At 68.5% G+C, this 14,872-nt stretch carries 16 protein-coding genes and 1 pseudogene; 14 read left to right on the top strand and 3 right to left on the bottom strand.

Translation table 11 applies throughout. The features are described from left to right. The first annotated feature begins 107 nt into the window (after positions 1-107). The 6 genes and pseudogenes from sdhC to ACZYY4_RS05280 form a co-directional block, all read left to right on the top strand. Positions 108-542, top strand: a complete 435-nt coding sequence (sdhC, locus tag ACZYY4_RS05305; RefSeq protein WP_463808962.1) for a succinate dehydrogenase, cytochrome b556 subunit — start codon at positions 108-110, stop codon at positions 540-542. Then, complete coding sequence (locus ACZYY4_RS05300) at positions 539-1,006, top strand: succinate dehydrogenase hydrophobic membrane anchor subunit (protein ID WP_463808474.1); 468 nt, start codon at positions 539-541, stop codon at positions 1,004-1,006. The genes sdhC and ACZYY4_RS05300 overlap by 4 nt, the downstream gene beginning before the upstream one ends. A gap of 32 nt (positions 1,007-1,038) precedes the next feature. Then, positions 1,039-2,793, top strand: a complete 1,755-nt coding sequence (gene sdhA / locus ACZYY4_RS05295; protein WP_463808472.1) for a succinate dehydrogenase flavoprotein subunit — start codon at positions 1,039-1,041, stop codon at positions 2,791-2,793. After that, entirely contained in the window at positions 2,793-3,701 is a 909-nt protein-coding gene (locus tag ACZYY4_RS05290; RefSeq protein WP_463808471.1) for a succinate dehydrogenase iron-sulfur subunit, read from the top strand. Before sdhA ends, ACZYY4_RS05290 begins: the two co-directional genes overlap by 1 nt. A 110-nt stretch (positions 3,702-3,811) precedes the next feature. Next, on the top strand, positions 3,812-4,603 hold the full coding sequence (locus ACZYY4_RS05285) for a phosphatidylethanolamine N-methyltransferase family domain-containing protein (RefSeq protein WP_463808469.1): 792 nt from the start codon (positions 3,812-3,814) through the stop codon (positions 4,601-4,603). 6 nt (positions 4,604-4,609) lie between these two features. After that, positions 4,610-5,254, top strand: a pseudogene (locus ACZYY4_RS05280) (carboxymuconolactone decarboxylase family protein); the annotation flags it as partial. Here the strand turns inward: ACZYY4_RS05280 and ACZYY4_RS05275 are convergent. Beyond that, positions 5,220-6,122: a sigma-70 family RNA polymerase sigma factor gene (locus ACZYY4_RS05275; RefSeq protein ID WP_463808467.1), complete on the bottom strand. Its 903-nt coding sequence runs from the start codon at positions 6,120-6,122 to the stop codon at positions 5,220-5,222. The pseudogene ACZYY4_RS05280 and the gene ACZYY4_RS05275 overlap by 35 nt on opposite strands. Positions 6,123-6,197: 75 nt before the next feature. Between ACZYY4_RS05275 and ACZYY4_RS05270 the strand changes: the two genes are divergently transcribed. From ACZYY4_RS05270 to ACZYY4_RS05240, 7 genes are all read left to right on the top strand, one after another. Continuing rightward, complete coding sequence (locus ACZYY4_RS05270) at positions 6,198-7,190, top strand: SMP-30/gluconolactonase/LRE family protein (RefSeq protein WP_463808466.1); 993 nt, start codon at positions 6,198-6,200, stop codon at positions 7,188-7,190. Positions 7,191-7,267: 77 nt separating this feature from the next. Beyond that, positions 7,268-8,491, top strand: coding sequence for a D-alanyl-D-alanine carboxypeptidase family protein (locus tag ACZYY4_RS05265; protein WP_463808465.1), 1,224 nt, complete (start codon positions 7,268-7,270; stop codon positions 8,489-8,491). Next, complete coding sequence (locus ACZYY4_RS05260) at positions 8,485-8,877, top strand: DUF4345 domain-containing protein (protein WP_463808463.1); 393 nt, start codon at positions 8,485-8,487, stop codon at positions 8,875-8,877. The genes ACZYY4_RS05265 and ACZYY4_RS05260 overlap by 7 nt, the downstream gene beginning before the upstream one ends. 45 nt (positions 8,878-8,922) lie before the next feature. Then, positions 8,923-10,335, top strand: coding sequence for a sugar porter family MFS transporter (locus ACZYY4_RS05255; protein WP_463808961.1), 1,413 nt, complete (start codon positions 8,923-8,925; stop codon positions 10,333-10,335). Beyond that, the gene (nagA, locus tag ACZYY4_RS05250) at positions 10,326-11,441 is read left to right on the top strand and encodes an N-acetylglucosamine-6-phosphate deacetylase (RefSeq protein ID WP_463808462.1); all 1,116 of its coding nucleotides are present in this window, start codon (positions 10,326-10,328) and stop codon (positions 11,439-11,441) included. Before ACZYY4_RS05255 ends, nagA begins: the two co-directional genes overlap by 10 nt. Before the next feature lie 9 nt (positions 11,442-11,450). After that, positions 11,451-11,723 (top strand): GNAT family N-acetyltransferase, encoded by a 273-nt coding sequence (locus ACZYY4_RS05245; RefSeq protein ID WP_463808461.1) that lies wholly within the window; start codon positions 11,451-11,453, stop codon positions 11,721-11,723. Positions 11,724-11,785: 62 nt separating this feature from the next. Continuing rightward, positions 11,786-12,091: a DUF2563 family protein gene (locus ACZYY4_RS05240; protein ID WP_463808460.1), complete on the top strand. Its 306-nt coding sequence runs from the start codon at positions 11,786-11,788 to the stop codon at positions 12,089-12,091. On the opposite strand, the gene yhjD is transcribed toward ACZYY4_RS05240, so the two are convergent. Further along, positions 12,088-13,002, bottom strand: coding sequence for an inner membrane protein YhjD (gene yhjD / locus ACZYY4_RS05235; RefSeq protein WP_463808459.1), 915 nt, complete (start codon positions 13,000-13,002; stop codon positions 12,088-12,090). The two genes, ACZYY4_RS05240 and yhjD, sit on opposite strands and share 4 nt — an antisense overlap. Beyond that, entirely contained in the window at positions 12,999-14,021 is a 1,023-nt protein-coding gene (gene trpS, locus ACZYY4_RS05230; RefSeq protein WP_463808458.1) for a tryptophan--tRNA ligase, read from the bottom strand. The genes yhjD and trpS overlap by 4 nt, the downstream gene beginning before the upstream one ends. Before the next feature lie 78 nt (positions 14,022-14,099). On the opposite strand from trpS, the gene ACZYY4_RS05225 reads away from it, so the two are divergent. Continuing rightward, positions 14,100-14,750 carry an enoyl-CoA hydratase-related protein gene (locus ACZYY4_RS05225; RefSeq protein ID WP_463808457.1) on the top strand — a complete coding sequence of 217 codons (651 nt, stop codon included), beginning with the start codon at positions 14,100-14,102 and terminating at the stop codon, positions 14,748-14,750. The last annotated feature ends 122 nt before the right edge of the window (positions 14,751-14,872 follow it).

Genomic DNA, 14,872 nt, shown 5'->3' with positions numbered 1-14,872 from the left:
GACCCTGTGGATGGGTTTAGAGTCCAAGCCGAGGTTTATTGACAGCGATGGCGTTGCGTAGCTGCCGCAAGCCTGGCGAAGCGGGCGGCTACAGATATTTGGAGGCGCTGATGACGGCGACATCCGCCGATGCGGCGATGACCGGGACACAGGCTGGCGCCCGGCGTTCCCGGCGGCAGAGTCTTTACAAGGGCGACCCCGGAATGTGGGCATTCGCCCTGCACCGGATCACCGGTGCGACCATCTTCTTCTTCCTGTTCGTCCACGTGATCGACACCGCCCTGGTGCGGGTCAGCCCACAGGCCTACACCGAGGTGATCGCGACCTACAAGACGCCGATCGTCGGCCTGATGGAGCTGGGCCTGGTGGCCGCGGTGCTGTACCACGGCCTCAACGGGGTCCGGCTGATCCTGATCGACTTCTGGTGGCAGGGCTGCCGCTGGCAGCGCCAGATGCTGGTGGCGGTCTGCGCCATCTGGCTGGTGGTGATGGTCCCGGTGGTGGTCCGGATCGGCATGCACATGGCGGAGCGATTCTTATGAGCACACCAGACCTGCAGCTCGGTCGCGGCGCGGTGGCCCCGGTCCGCGGCCCGGATCGCGACCGGCCGGCCAGCCTGGGCGACCCCCGGTCTCCGCAGCGGCACTCCGGCATGCCCAACTTCGAGAAGTACACCTGGCTGTTCATGCGGTTCTCCGGCGCCGTACTGATCTTCCTGGTGCTCGGGCACCTGTTCATCATGCTGATGTGGCAGGACGGCGTGTACCGGATCGACTTCAACTACGTGGCGGAGCGCTGGCACTCGCCGTACTGGCAGATCTGGGACCTGAGCCTGCTCTGGCTGGCCGAACTGCACGGCGGCAACGGCCTGCGCACGATCATCGGCGACTACACCCGCACCGCCCGCAGCCGTTTCTGGCTGATGACGCTGCTGGCGTTTTCGATGATCTTCACGCTGGCACTGGGCAGCTACGTGCTGCTCAGCTTCGACCCGAACATTTCTTGACGGCAGATCTCCTACGAACGGGTGATATCGCGGTGATTCAGGAACATCGATACGACGTGGTGATCGTCGGCGCCGGCGGCGCCGGGATGCGCGCGGCAGTGGAAGCCGCGCCCCGCGCTCGTACTGCAGTACTGACCAAGCTGTACCCCACGCGCAGCCACACCGGCGCCGCCCAGGGCGGCATGTGTGCCGCGCTGGCCAATGTCGAAGACGACAACTGGGAGTGGCACGCCTTCGACACCGTCAAGGGCGGCGACTATCTGGCCGACCAGGACGCCGTCGAGATCATGGCCAAGGAGGCCATCGACGCGGTGCTGGACCTGGAGAACATGGGCATGCCGTTCTCCCGCACCCCCGAGGGCCGCATCGATCAGCGCCGGTTCGGCGGGCACACCCGCGACCACGGCAAGGCCCCGGTGCGCCGCTCGTGCTACGCCGCGGACCGCACCGGCCACATGATCCTGCAGACCCTGTACCAGAACTGCGTCAAGCACGACGTGGAGTTCTTCAACGAGTTCTACGTGCTGGACCTGGTGCTCACCGAGACCCCGTCGGGTCCGGTGGCCACCGGGGTGGTGGCCTACGAGCTGGCCACCGGCGCCGTCCACGTCTTCCACGCCAAGGCGATCGTGCTGGCCACCGGAGGCTCGGGCCGGATGTACAAGACCACCTCCAACGCCCACACCCTGACCGGTGACGGCATGGGCGTCGTCTTCCGCAAGGGACTCCCGCTGGAGGACATGGAGTTTCACCAGTTCCACCCGACAGGATTGGCCGGGCTCGGCATTCTCATCTCGGAGGCCGTGCGCGGTGAGGGCGGCCGGCTGCTCAACGCCGACGGTGAACGGTTCATGGAGCGTTACGCCCCGACGATCGTCGACCTGGCCCCCCGCGACATCGTGGCCCGCTCGATGGTGCTCGAGGTGCTGGAGGGCCGCGGCGCCGGGCCGAACAAGGACTACGTCTACATCGACGTGCGCCACCTCGGCGAAGAGGTGCTGAACGAGAAGCTGCCCGACATCACCGAGTTCGCTCGCACCTACCTGGGTGTGGACCCGGTCAAAGAGCTGGTGCCGGTCTACCCGACGTGCCACTACGTGATGGGCGGCATCCCGACCACGGTGACCGGGCAGGTGCTGCGCGACAACACCGCCACCGTGCCGGGCCTGTATGCCGCCGGCGAGTGCGCCTGCGTGTCGGTGCACGGCGCCAACCGGCTGGGCACCAACTCGCTGTTGGACATCAACGTGTTCGGCCGCCGCGCCGGTATCGCCGCGGCCGAATACGCCGGATCCCACGACTTCGTCGAGATGCCGGAGAACCCGGCTGACATGGTGATCAACTGGGTCTCCGACATCCTCTCCGAGCACGGCAACGAGCGTGTCGCCGACATCCGCGGCGCCCTGCAGCAGTCGATGGACAACAACGCCGCGGTGTTCCGCACCGAGAAGACGCTCAAGCAGGCGCTGAGCGACGTCCACGCGCTCAAGGAGCGTTACTCCCGAATCACCGTGCACGACAAGGGCAAACGCTTCAACTCCGATCTGCTGGAGGCGATCGAGCTGGGCTTCCTGCTGGAGCTGGCCGAGGTCACCGTGGTGGGTGCCTTGAACCGCCAGGAAACCCGCGGCGGGCATGCCCGCGAGGACTACCCCAATCGCGACGACGTCAACTACATGCGCCACACCATGGCCTACAAGCAGGGTTCCGACCTGATCTCCGACATCAGGTTGGACTACAAGCCGGTGGTGCAGACCCGCTACGAACCGAAGGAACGGAAGTACTGATGGCCTCGGCAACTGGCTCGGCAACTGGCTCCGAAACTGGCTCGGAAACTGGCTCCGGGTGCTGCGGATCCGAGGGCGGCTGCTGCTCGCCGGGGCCGTCGAGCGCGGCACCGGAGGCACTGGTCGACGGTCCCCCGGCCGGTGACCCGCCGCTGCCCCCGGTCCCCGAGGGCGCGCAGATGGTCACGCTCAAGATCGCCCGCTACAACCCGGACAACCCGGACCAGTACGCCGCCACCGACGGCTGGCAGAGCTTCCGGGTGCCGGCACTGCCCACCGACCGGCTGCTGAACCTGCTGATCTACGTCAAGAGCTACCTGGACGGCACGCTGACCTTCCGCCGGTCTTGCGCGCACGGGGTGTGCGGCTCGGACGGCGTGCGGGTCAACGGGAACAACAAACTGGCCTGCAAGATGCTGATGCGCGACATCCTGCCGAAGAAGGCCGGCGGCAAGGAACTGACTCTGACCATCGAGCCGATGCGCGGGCTTCCGGTGGAAAAAGACCTCGTGGTCAACATGGAACCGTTCATGGACGCCTACAAGGCGATCAAGCCGTACTTGATCACCACCGGCAATCCGCCCACCCGGGAACGGATCCAGAGCCAGCACGACCGGCTCCGCTATGACGACACCACCAAGTGCATCCTGTGCGGCATCTGCACCACCAGCTGCCCGGTGTACTGGAGCGAGGGTTCGTATTTCGGCCCGGCCGCGATCGTCAACGCCCATCGGTTCATCTTCGATTCGCGCGACGAGGGTGCCGCCGAGCGCCTGGACATCCTCAACGAGGTGGACGGGGTGTGGCGCTGCCGCACCACGTTCAACTGCACCGATGCCTGCCCGCGCGGCATCGAGATCACCAAGGCGATCCAGGAGGTCAAGCGGGCGCTGATGTTCGCCCGCTGACCCCTCCCCTTCTCGGCGAGCGTGCGTGTCCCCGGTCGACATGCCGCGGAAGATCCCGGGTTTGCGCACGCTCGCGCAGTGCCGATCCACCGCCGTGATAAACCACTGGGATGCACTGGTACACCGGTAACACCGTCTACGACACCGTCCTGACCTTCGCGTTCGGCTTCGCCGTGTTCGTGATCGTCGGCAGCTTCTTCGGCCAGAGCTCCTACGGCCGGTTCTCCTCGGCCAAGCTCGGCTTCAACCTGAACCCGAAGTTCGGCTGGTGGCTGATGGAGATCCCGGCGACAGTGGTGTTCTTGGCCGCCTACTTGAGTGGGCCGGCCCGGTTGGAGCCGACTTCACTGGTGCTGGCCGGGATCTGGGCGCTGCACTACGCCAACCGCGGCTGGTACTTCCCACTGGCGATCCGGCAGGTGCCCGGCAAGCGAAGCACCTTCAACGTCTCGGTGGTGGCGATGGGCATGCTCGTCACCACCATGCACGGCTACCTGAACGGGGCGCTGTTCAGCCATGACTACTTCGGCCGGTACGGCACGTCGTGGTTGACCGACCCCCGGTTTCTGGTGGGCCTGGTGATCTACCTGTGCGGGTTCGCGCTGATCGTCAATTCCGAGTCGATCGTGCGGAACCTTCGCGACAAGAACGGTTCAGGCGTTGCCGAATACCGGATTCCGTTCGGCGGCGGCTACCGGTTCGTCACCAGCCCCGCCTACCTGGGCGAGATGATCGCCTGGACGGGTTTCGCCGTGCTGACCTGGGGGCTGCCCGGCGTCGTCATCCTGTTGATCACCGCCGGCAACCTGATCCCCCGGGCCCTGGACACCCACCGGTGGTATCGGGAGAAGTTCGCCGACTACCCCACCGACCGCAAGGCACTGGTGCCGTTTCTGCTCTGAGGCATCTGCTCGTCACATTTTCGCGGGGCGTCTCGTCTAACGGGTATGACCACTCAACCGCGTATCGAACCGCTGCCCCCCAAGAAGACCGGCGCGCTGGTGCGGGCCATGTACCGCTACACCAAACGCCGCTTCGGTGAGGTCCCCGAGCCGTTCACCGTCATCGCCCACCACCCGCGACTGCTGGTCGCCAGTGCCGTGCACGAAGGCCTACTGCAGTCCGCGTCACGCAAGCTGCCGGCCGGGGTACGAGATCTGGCGGTGTTCTGGACCGCCCGCACCATCGGCTGCTCGTGGTGCGTCGACTTCGGTGCCATGCTGACCCGGCTGGAGGGCCTGGACGTCGAGCGGCTCAAACACATCGACGACTACGCGACCTCGCCGCGTTTCACCGACGACGAACGGGCCGCGATCGCCTACGCCGACGCGGTCACCACCGACCCGCACAGCGTCACCGACGAACAGATCGCTGATCTGCGAGGGCGGTTCGGCGACGACGGCGTCATCGAGCTGACGTATCAGATCGGGGTGGAGAACATGCGGGCCCGGATGTACTCGGCGCTGGGCATCACCGAGCAGGGGTTCAGCTCCGGCGACGCCTGCCGGGTCCCGTGGGCTACCGCGGATCAGAACGCAGCGGAGAACCGGTGAACTTGTCCGGGTTGGCGATATCCCAGACGGCGTAGACCAATCCGTCGCGCACCGTCATCGCGGTCACCCGCGGCAACAGCTCGGCGAACCCGTCGGCGCCGGGCGCGCCGGGCGTATAGGTGCCGAGTTCGCCGTTGACCAGCGCCAGCTGGTTCGCGCTCACCAGCGTCGGCCCGTAGCGGCGTGCCAGGCCGAACAGGAACCGGGCCACCTTCTCCGGGCCGCGGACGACCCGCACCGCCGTCGGCGCCCGACGATTCGCGTCGCCGGTGAACCTCACGTCCGGATGCAGCAGCGACACCACCGCGTCCAGGTCACCGGCGGCCATCGCGGCCATCAGCGACCCGACCACCTCGGCGTGCCGCGGATCCGGTTGCGGCGGCGGATCGGCGGCAACGGCGCGCCGGGCACGCGACGCCAGCTGCCGGGCGGCGGCCTCGGTGGTGTGCAGCACCTCGGCCACCTCACCGAACGGCACCGCGAACCCGTCGTGCAGCACGAACGCCACCCGCTGATCCGGGTTCAGCCGCTCCAGCACCACCATCGCGGCGAACCGGGCGTCCTCACCGGCCACCACCGCCGACAACGGATCATCGTCGGCGCGGGCCACCACCGGCTCCGGAAGCCACTCGCCCACATAGGATTCGCGGCGCCGCGGCGCGGAGCGCAACCGGTCCAGCCCGAGCCGGCTCACCACCGTCGTCAGCCAGGCCCGCAGGTCGGCGATCTCGTCGCGTTCGGTGGCGTCGAAACGCAACCAGGCGTCCTGCACGATGTCCTCGGCGTCGGCGAACATGCCGGTGAGCCGGTAGGCCACCGCCAAAAGATGGGGCCGCAACGCCTCGAAGTCCTCGACCGCCGCCGTCATCGCTCCAGCCTAAGCGCGAATCGGATTCTCCCCGGTTAGGCCCGTGCACAACCCGCTCCGCGACACAATGCAGCAATGGCCAAGCCGCGCATCTCCCCCGTCCGCTGGCGACCCCCGCCGTCGCGGCCACTGCCGCAGCCCGACCCGACGCCGAAGCTGACCGTCGTCGAGATCCCCGGCACCGCCCCCGAAGACGTCGTCGTCGACGCCGACGGCACCATCTGGACCGGCGTCGAGGACGGGCGCATCATCGCGGTCGACCCCGCTGACGACAAACCGCGGGTGATGACCGACACCGGCGGGCGCCCACTGGGGCTGGCCTTCACCCACGATCACCGGCTGCTGATCTGCGACAGCCACCGCGGGCTGCTGCGCTTCGACCCGAAAACGGCCCAGCTGGAGACGCTGGTCAGCCATGTGGCCGGCCGGCCACTGACGTTCTGCTCGAACGCGGTCGAAGCGGCCGACGGCACCATCTATTTCACCGAGTCCACCGACCGGTTCCGCTACGAGCACTACAAGGCCTCGGTGATCGAGGCGCGCGCCAGCGGTTCACTGCTGCGACGCACCCCCGACGGCACGACGACGGTGCTGGCCTCGGGGCTGCACTTCGCCAACGGCGTCACGCTGACCGCCGACGAATCGGCGGTGGTGTTCGCCGAGAGCACCGGATGCCGGTTGTCCAAGTACTGGCTGACCGGACCGCGGGCCGGTTCGATCACCTCCCTGGTGAACGAGCTGCCCGGCCATCCGGACAACATCTCCACCGGGCGCGACGGCCGGATCTGGGTGGCGATGGTGTCGGAGCGCAACGCGCTGTCGGAGTGGCTGTCGCCGCGGGCGCCGGTGCTGCGCACGCTGATGTGGCGGCTGCTGCCCTACCGCTGGCTGCCGGACCCGGCGTCGGTGGTGTGGGTGGTCGGGTTCGACGCCGACGACGGCCGGGTACTGGCCCAGTTCCGCAGCACCGATCCGGGATACGGCCTGGTCACCGGCGTGGTCGAGACCGACGGTCGGCTGTGGCTGGGCCGCATCGCCGGGTCGGGCCTGGCGCATTTCCAGCTGTAGCCTCCGTAACTTGCGCACCATCAGTCACAGCGTGGCTCCCCTGGTTTGCGGCGCGATTCGCCTACCCTGCACACACGATGACTTTTGTGCGCTCGGTATCAGCCCTGGTGACGGCGGGTTTTCTCGCCGCCGCCGCACCCCTGGCAGCGGCCGACCCCACCCCGGGACTCAACGCGGGGACCGTCGGTTGCCCGTACCAGGTCAGCACCCCGCCCGCGGTGGACGCCTCGGAAGTGCCGCAGGCAGGTGATCCGCCGGTGCCACTGCCGGTGCCGGCCACCCCGGTGGGCGGGGAGGCCCTGGCCGGCTGCGGGGTCGTCGCCGCGCCCGGCACCCCACCGGTGCCCGGTGACATCTCCGCCGAGGCGTGGCTGGTGGCCGACCTGGACAGCGGCGCGGTGCTCGCGGCCCGCGACCCGCACGGCCGGCACCGGCCGGCCAGCGTGATCAAGGTGCTGACCGCGATGGCATCGCTGAACGAGCTGGATCTGAACAAGGTCGTCCCCGGCACCCAGGACGACGCCAACGCCGAAGGCACCCGGGTCGGTGTCGGCCCCGGCGGCAACTTCACCGTCAACCAGTTGCTGCACGGGCTGTTGATGGGATCGGGCAACGACGCCGCCCACGCGCTGTCCTCCCAGCTCGGCGGCATGGATGTGGCGCTGCACAAGATCAACACCCTGGCCGCCAAACTGGGTGGCCGCGACACCCGCGCCGCCACCCCGTCCGGGCTGGACGGGCCGGGCATGAGCACGTCGGCCTACGACATGGGGCTGTTCTACCGCTACGCCTGGAACAACCCGGCGTTCGCCAACATCGTCGCAACCCGGTCCTTCGACTTCCCCGGCTACGGCGAGGTGCCCGGCTACACCCTGGAGAATGACAACCAACTGCTCTACAACTACCCGGGCGCGCTCGGCGGCAAGACCGGCTACACCGACGACGCCGGACAGACGTTCGTCGGCGCGGCCAGCCGGGACGGCCGCCGGCTGGTGACGGTGCTGCTGCACGGCACCCGGCAGCCGATCCCGCCCTGGCAGCAGGCCGCGCACCTGCTCGACTACGGCTTCGCCACCCCGCCCGGCACCCGGGTCGGAACCCTGATCGAGCCCGACCCGGCACTGGTGGCACCTCGTGCCCCCGCCGACGGCCCCAACCCCCAGGCCATGGCGCTGGCGCCGGCTGACGACACGGTGCCGGTGCGGGTCGGGGTCAGTATCTTCGGCACCATCGTCGTGTTCGCACTCATCATGGGTGCCCGGGCGGTGAACCGCCGCCCCGGAAGGGGAACGGCATGGTGAAGGCGCTGCGGGTGTTCGGCTGGCTCGCCGGGTTCCTGCTGATCGGGCTCGGGTTGAGCCGGATGGCGCTGTCGCTGGATTCCATCCCCGACGGCCAGGACGTCAACGCGACCGTGGACAGTGAGAGTCGGGCGGCCGGGGCGCTGTTGGTCGGATTCGGCATCGGCTATATAGAGGCGTTCCGGCGACCGCAGATCCCGGCCGGGGCGGTACAGCTGCTGGCGCTGACCATGGCCCTGCTGGGGGTGTCCCGGCTGATCTCGATGGCCGACGTCGGCATGCCCCACCCGTCTTTCACCGCGGCCTGTGTCGTCGAGTTCGTAGCGGCCGGACTGACGTACTGGTATGCGACCCTGGCCGACCGACACGACGCGCGCACCCGGTAACCCAGCCCATCCCTTACGGTGAGCCAGATGGGCCGAATCGGGGAACTGCGCCGATCCTCGCCGCTGGCACTGCTGGTCGGCGTGGCCGCTGCCAGCGTCGGCATCATCTACGGCTACGACCTGTCCAACATCGCCGGCGCCCTGCTGTTCATCGAGAACGACTTCGGGCTGACCGCCGCCCAGCAGGAGATGGTGACCACCGCGACGGTGGTCGGCGAGATCGGCGGCGCCCTGGCCGCCGGCTGGCTGGCCAACGCGATCGGGCGCAAGAAATCGATGGTCTCGGTGGCGATGGGCTACGCGGCTTTCGCGTTGCTGGGGGCGGCGTCGACGTCGGTGCCGATGCTGACCGTGGCCCGGCTGCTGCTCGGCGTCACCATCGGGGTGTCGGTGGTGGTGGTCCCGGTGTTCGTGGCCGAGTCGGCGCCGGCCGCGGCCCGCGGCGCGCTGCTGGTCGCCTACGGGGTGGCCACCGTGATCGGGATCATCGCCGGCTACCTGATCGCCTACCTGCTGGCCGGCACCGGCAACTGGCGGGCGATGTTGGGTCTGGCCGCGATCCCCGCCGTGCTGGTGATGTGGGTATTGACCCGCATCCCCGACACCGCCCGTTGGTATCTGCTCAAGGGCCGCGTCGACGACGCGCACCGCACCCTGCGGCGCATCGAACCGAACATCGAGGCCGCGCAACACGAACTCGCCGAGATCAGCCGGACACTGGCCGAGGAACGCCAGGGTGGGGTCGGCGTGCTGCGCGAGATGCTGCGGCCGCCGTACCTGCGGGCGACGCTGTTCGTGGTGACGTTGGGCTTCTTCATCCAGATCACCGGGATCAACGCGATCGTCTATTACAGTCCCCGACTGTTCGAGATGATGGGCTTCGAAGGCGATTTCGCGTTGTTGGTCCTGCCGGCGCTGGTGCAGGTCGCCGCGCTGGCGGCGATGTTCGTCTCGCTGGCGTTGATCGACCGGGTGGGCCGCCGTCCCATCCTGCTGTCCGGGATCACCGCGATGGTCGCCGCCAACGCACTGCTGATCGCGGTGTTCGCCGCCGGTTCGAAATTCGGTGATGCACTGGCGGCGGTCAAGTTCGGCGGGGTGCTGCTGTTCACCGTCGGCTACACGTTCGGGTTCGGTTCGCTGGTGTGGGTGTACGCCGGGGAGGCCCTGCCGGCCCGGCTGCGCTCGATGGGCGCGTCGGCGATGCTGACCTCGGATCTGGTGGCCAACGCGATCGTCGCCGGGGTGTTCCTGACCATGCTCACCGCACTGGGCGGTGCCGGAACCTTTGCGGTGTTCGGGGTGCTGGCACTGCTGAGCCTGGCCTTCGTGTACCGCTACGCCCCGGAGACCAAAGGCCGGCAACTGGAAGACATCCGGCACTTCTGGGAGAACGGCGGCCGCTGGCCCGCCGAAGAAGCGACTGCCCCCGAGATCGGCGCGTCGGCGTGTCCGTGATCTCCGCCGGCGCCGTCGTGATCGACGGCCGGGTCTGTCGGCCCGGCTGGCTTTCGGTGGACGACGGGCGGATCGGCGACTGCGGGACCGGGCCGGTTAGCGCCGACACCGATTTCGCCGATTGCGTTGTGGTGCCCGGGTTCATCGACATGCATCGCCACGGCGGCGGCGGCGCCTCCTACCCGGATGCCCCGGACCGTGCCGCGGCACTACACGCCGCGCACGGCACCACCGGCGGGCTGGCCAGTCTGGTGACCGCCGCCCCGGAGGTGCTGCTGACCCAGGTGCGCACCCTGGCCGACGCGACCCGGCGCGGCGTGGTCGACGGCATCCACCTGGAGGGGCCGTGGCTGAGCGGGCACCATTGCGGTGCACACGATCCCGCGTGGCTGCGTGACCCCGACGACGCTGAGATCGATGCGCTGCTGGCCGCCGGCGACGGTGCGATCCGGATGGTCACCCTGGCACCCGAGCTGCCCGGCGCGCTGACCGCGATCCGGCGCCTGGTGGACGCGGGAGTGGTTGTGGCCGTGGGCCATACCGACGCCGCATATGACCAGACGCGGGCGGCGATCGACGCGGGCGCGACCGTCGGGACCCACCTGTTCAATGCGATGCGGTCGTTGCATCACCGCGAGCCGGGACCGGTGCCGGCGCTGCTGGCCGACCCCCGGGTCACCGTCGAGCTGATCGCCGACGGCGTGCACCTGCACCCGGCGGTGATCCGGCATGTCGTGGCCACCGCCGGCCCCGAGCGGGTCGCCCTGGTCACCGATGCGATGGCCGCCGCCGGAGTCGGCGACGGCGCATTCACCCTGGGTGGGCTCGACGTCGAGGTGGCCGACGGGGTGGCCAGGTTGCGCGGCACCGCGACGATCGCCGGCAGCACCGCCACCATGGACCGGCTGTTCGCGACGGCGGTGAACCTGCTCGGCGGAGACGATGCGGCGCTGACCGCCGCGGTGCGCATGACCGCGGCCACTCCGGCCCGCGCACTCGGCCTCGACGCCGGGGTTTTGCGAGCCGGCTCCGCGGCTAATCTGGTCGTGATGAACCCCGACCTGCAGGTGGTGCGGGTAATGAGCCGCGGAGTGTGGCTGAGGTGAAGGAGAACCATGAGTGAGCCGACGATCACCAATGTCCCCGAGCAGCACCGCTACGAGATCAGCGTCGACGGGAAGCAGGCCGGGCTGGCCGCCTACCGCGACAGCGGCGACCAGCGGGATTTCCACCACACCGAGATCGACAAGGCGTTCGGCGGCCAGGGACTGGCCAGCAAGCTGATCGCCTTCGCGCTGGCCGATACCCAGGCGGCGGGTAAGCGGATCGTGCCGAGTTGCTCGTTCGTGGAGGCCTACGTCGCCAAGCACCCGGAGTACGCCGGCTGAGGTGAATTGACGCTGTTCACAGCGGTGATAGCGTTGACCGGCACCGAGGTGAGGGGTCAGATATGTTCGTCGACCGGGGCAAGTTGCGGTACGGGGCCGCCGATTCCGGTGCGGCCGGTGAGCATGCCCAGGCCGGTGGCGAACATCTGGCGGGCGCGTCGCCGGCGGCCGGGATGTTCGGGGATTTCCCGGACGCGCACGGGCTTCACGAGACGCTCAGCGAGGCCCATGACCACCACAGCACGGCGCTGGACCGTCACCGCGAGATTCTCGAGGGTGTCGCCGCCAAGGCGAACTATGCCGAGAAGCGGTTCGGGGCCATGGATGACCACAACGCGCAGGTGTTGCGCGCGGTGCGGCCCGATTAGTCGGTGCGCAGGTTGTCCGCCGACGTCGCCGCCCAGGCGGTGGCGAACAGGATCAGCCGCACGGTGACGTAGGCGAACACCAGCAGCCCCAGCACCGGACCGAACACCGCGCCGGCGGGGCCGTTGATCACCGACTGCAGATAGACCGAGCCGGCCTGCTTGAACAGTTCGTAGCCGACCGCGGCGATCAGGCCGGCCCGCGCCGCACTGGCGAGGCTGACCGACTCGCGGGGCAGCCGGGCGATCATCCAGGTGAACAACAGCCACGACACCGCGACCGCCATCCCCACCGAGGCGACCCGCAACAACGCTCCCAGCAGATCGAAGTCGGGAACACCGAGCCAGCGCAGGATCTTGCGCATCAGTTTCGGGTTGGCCAGGGCGGTCAGCGCGACCGTGACGCCCATGGCACCGAACGCCCACAACATCGCAACCAGGTCCGACAGCTTCGCCGAGACGAAACCCGGCTTCTCCGAACGTATTTCCCACATCTCCGAGAGCGCCTCGCGCAGGTTTGCCATCCAGGTCAGGCCAACCCAGGCGGCCGTCGCCAGGCCGATCAAACCCACCGAGGCGCGTGAGGAGATCGCGGTGTCCATCAAGGTGACCAGCTCGTCGCCGAACTCACCGGGAATCAAATGCCTGATCCGGCGCGTGATCTCGTCGAGCACCTCGGGCCGCCGCGACAGCAGGAAGCCGCTGACGGAGAACCCGACCATCGCCAGCGGGAACAACGCGAAGATGGTGTAGTAACTCATCCCGGCGGCGAAGAAATTGCCCTGGCAGTCGTCGTAACGTTCCTGCGCCCGCATCACGTGGTCGAACCAGCCGTAGCGCGCCCGCAGCCGGTCGAGGATGCCCGGCTTGCCCGGCTCAGCCGGGTCGGTCTGGTCGGTCACGGCTTTACTCATGCCGGCGGCGGAAGGAATCCCACCCGGTCGTACACCCGCGCGATGGTGCGGGCGGCCACTTCCCTGGCGCGCTCGGCGCCGGCCGCCAGCACGGCCTGCAGCTCGCCCGGGTCGGCCAGCAGTTCGTCGACCCGAGCCTTGATCGGCGTGACGAACTCGGCGACGGCCTCGGCGGTCTCCTTCTTCAGATCGCCATAACCCCGGCCGGCGTAGCCGTCCACCAGTTTCTCGACGCTGACCCCGGTGATCGCCGACTGGATGGTCAGCAGGTTCGACACGCCGGCCTTGGCGTCCGGGTCGTAGCGAATCTCGCGTTCGGAGTCGGTCACCGCCGAGCGGATCTTCTTGGCACTGCGCGCCGGATCGTCGAGCAGGCTGATGAGCCCCGCGTCGGTGGCCGCGGACTTGCTCATCTTGGAGGTCGGGTCGGCCAGGTCGTAGATCTTGGCGGTGGCCTTGGGGATCATCGGCTCGGGGACCACGAAGGTGCCGGGGAACCGGGCGTTGAACCGCTGCGCGACGTCACGGGCCAGTTCCAGATGCTGGCGCTGGTCCTCGCCGACGGGCACCACGTCGGTGTCGTAGAGCAGCACATCGGCGGCCATCAGCACCGGATAGGTGAACAGGCCCACGGTGGTGGAGTCCGAACCCTGCCTGGCCGACTTGTCCTTGAACTGCGTCATCCGGGAGGCCTGCCCGAATCCGGTGAAACAACCCAGCACCCACGCCAGTTCGGCGTGCGCCGGAACGTGGCTCTGCACGAAGATCGCACTGCGGGCCGGGTCGATACCCAGCGCCAGGTACTGCGCGGCCGTCACCAGGGTGCTGCGGCGCAGCGTCTCCGGGTCCCATCCCGGGACCGTGATCGCGTGCATGTCGACGACGCAGAACAGCGCGTCGTGGTCGTCCTGGAGTTCGGCCCAGTGGGTGATCGCGCCGAGGGCGTTCCCGAGGTGAAGCGAGGCCGAGGTGGGTTGGACGCCGGAGAAGACGACGGGACGAGATGGGCTAGTGCTCATGATCGCTCGATCCTGTCACGCCGCGGCGGCGGCGCCCGAACGTGGTGACGAAGCGATTGCTCTGAAATGATCCACTGCGTGGACCTGACGTATGACGACAAGATCGCCGTGCTGGATCTCGGCGACGACGAAAACCGGTTTTCTCCCGAGTTCCTTGACGAGATCGATCGTGTGCTCGACGAAGTAGTGGCTTCCGACGCGGCGGGACTGGTCACCACCGCCGGCGGCAAGTTCTACACCAACGGACTGGACCTGGACTGGCTGATGGCCAACGGCGACCGCACCGACTGGTATGTCGGGCGGGTGCACGCGCTGCTGGCGCGGGTGCTGACGCTGCCGATCCCGACGGCTGCGGCGGTGGTCGGCCATGCGTTCGGCGCCGGTGCGATGCTGGCGATCGCCCACGACTTCCGGGTGATGCGCGCCGACCGCGGCTTCTTCTGCTTCCCCGAGGTCGACATCCGGATTCCGTTCACCCCCGGAATGGCAGCGCTGATCCAGGCCAAGCTCGCCCCGCAGGCTCAGTTGGCGTCGATGACGACCGGTCGCCGGTTCGGCGGGGTGGACGCCGCGACGTTCGGGATCGTGGACGCCACCGCGAGCGAGGGCCTGGTCGACGGCGCCGCACTGGACATGTTGCGGCCGCTGGCCGGCAAGGACACCGCCACACTGGGCGCGATCAAGAACACCATGTTCGGACCCGCGGTGGCGGCGCTGACGACGGGCTGAACAACACCGGCCCCACCCGTCACCGGCGGGCAGGCATAGGGCTGTTGCCCGCCTCACTCGAAAATTCAAGGTGACCAAAGACTGGTGAGCGGTCTCGGTGCTGGTGTTAGGCGGCGTCAGTG

The sequence above is a fragment of the Mycobacterium sp. IDUB_21 genome, from assembly GCF_055419425.1.
The sequence above is the reverse complement of the archived record's forward strand: the minus strand, read 5'-3'. Positions and strand labels throughout refer to the sequence as shown.

Excerpts from the sequence above, each read along its gene's own strand:
- ACZYY4_RS05300 (WP_463808474.1), top strand. The coding sequence starts at position 539 with ATGAGCACACCAGACCTGCAGCTCGGTCGCGGCGCGGTGGCCCCGGTC.
- ACZYY4_RS05290 (WP_463808471.1), top strand. The coding sequence starts at position 2,793 with ATGGCCTCGGCAACTGGCTCGGCAACTGGCTCCGAAACTGGCTCGGAA.
- ACZYY4_RS05285 (WP_463808469.1), top strand. The coding sequence starts at position 3,812 with ATGCACTGGTACACCGGTAACACCGTCTACGACACCGTCCTGACCTTC.
- ACZYY4_RS05275 (WP_463808467.1), bottom strand. The coding sequence starts at position 6,122 with ATGACGGCGGCGGTCGAGGACTTCGAGGCGTTGCGGCCCCATCTTTTG.
- ACZYY4_RS05270 (WP_463808466.1), top strand. The coding sequence starts at position 6,198 with ATGGCCAAGCCGCGCATCTCCCCCGTCCGCTGGCGACCCCCGCCGTCG.
- ACZYY4_RS05265 (WP_463808465.1), top strand. The coding sequence starts at position 7,268 with ATGACTTTTGTGCGCTCGGTATCAGCCCTGGTGACGGCGGGTTTTCTC.
- ACZYY4_RS05260 (WP_463808463.1), top strand. The coding sequence starts at position 8,485 with ATGGTGAAGGCGCTGCGGGTGTTCGGCTGGCTCGCCGGGTTCCTGCTG.
- ACZYY4_RS05245 (WP_463808461.1), top strand. The coding sequence starts at position 11,451 with ATGAGTGAGCCGACGATCACCAATGTCCCCGAGCAGCACCGCTACGAG.
- ACZYY4_RS05240 (WP_463808460.1), top strand. The coding sequence starts at position 11,786 with ATGTTCGTCGACCGGGGCAAGTTGCGGTACGGGGCCGCCGATTCCGGT.
- yhjD (WP_463808459.1), bottom strand. The coding sequence starts at position 13,002 with ATGAGTAAAGCCGTGACCGACCAGACCGACCCGGCTGAGCCGGGCAAG.
- trpS (WP_463808458.1), bottom strand. The coding sequence starts at position 14,021 with ATGAGCACTAGCCCATCTCGTCCCGTCGTCTTCTCCGGCGTCCAACCC.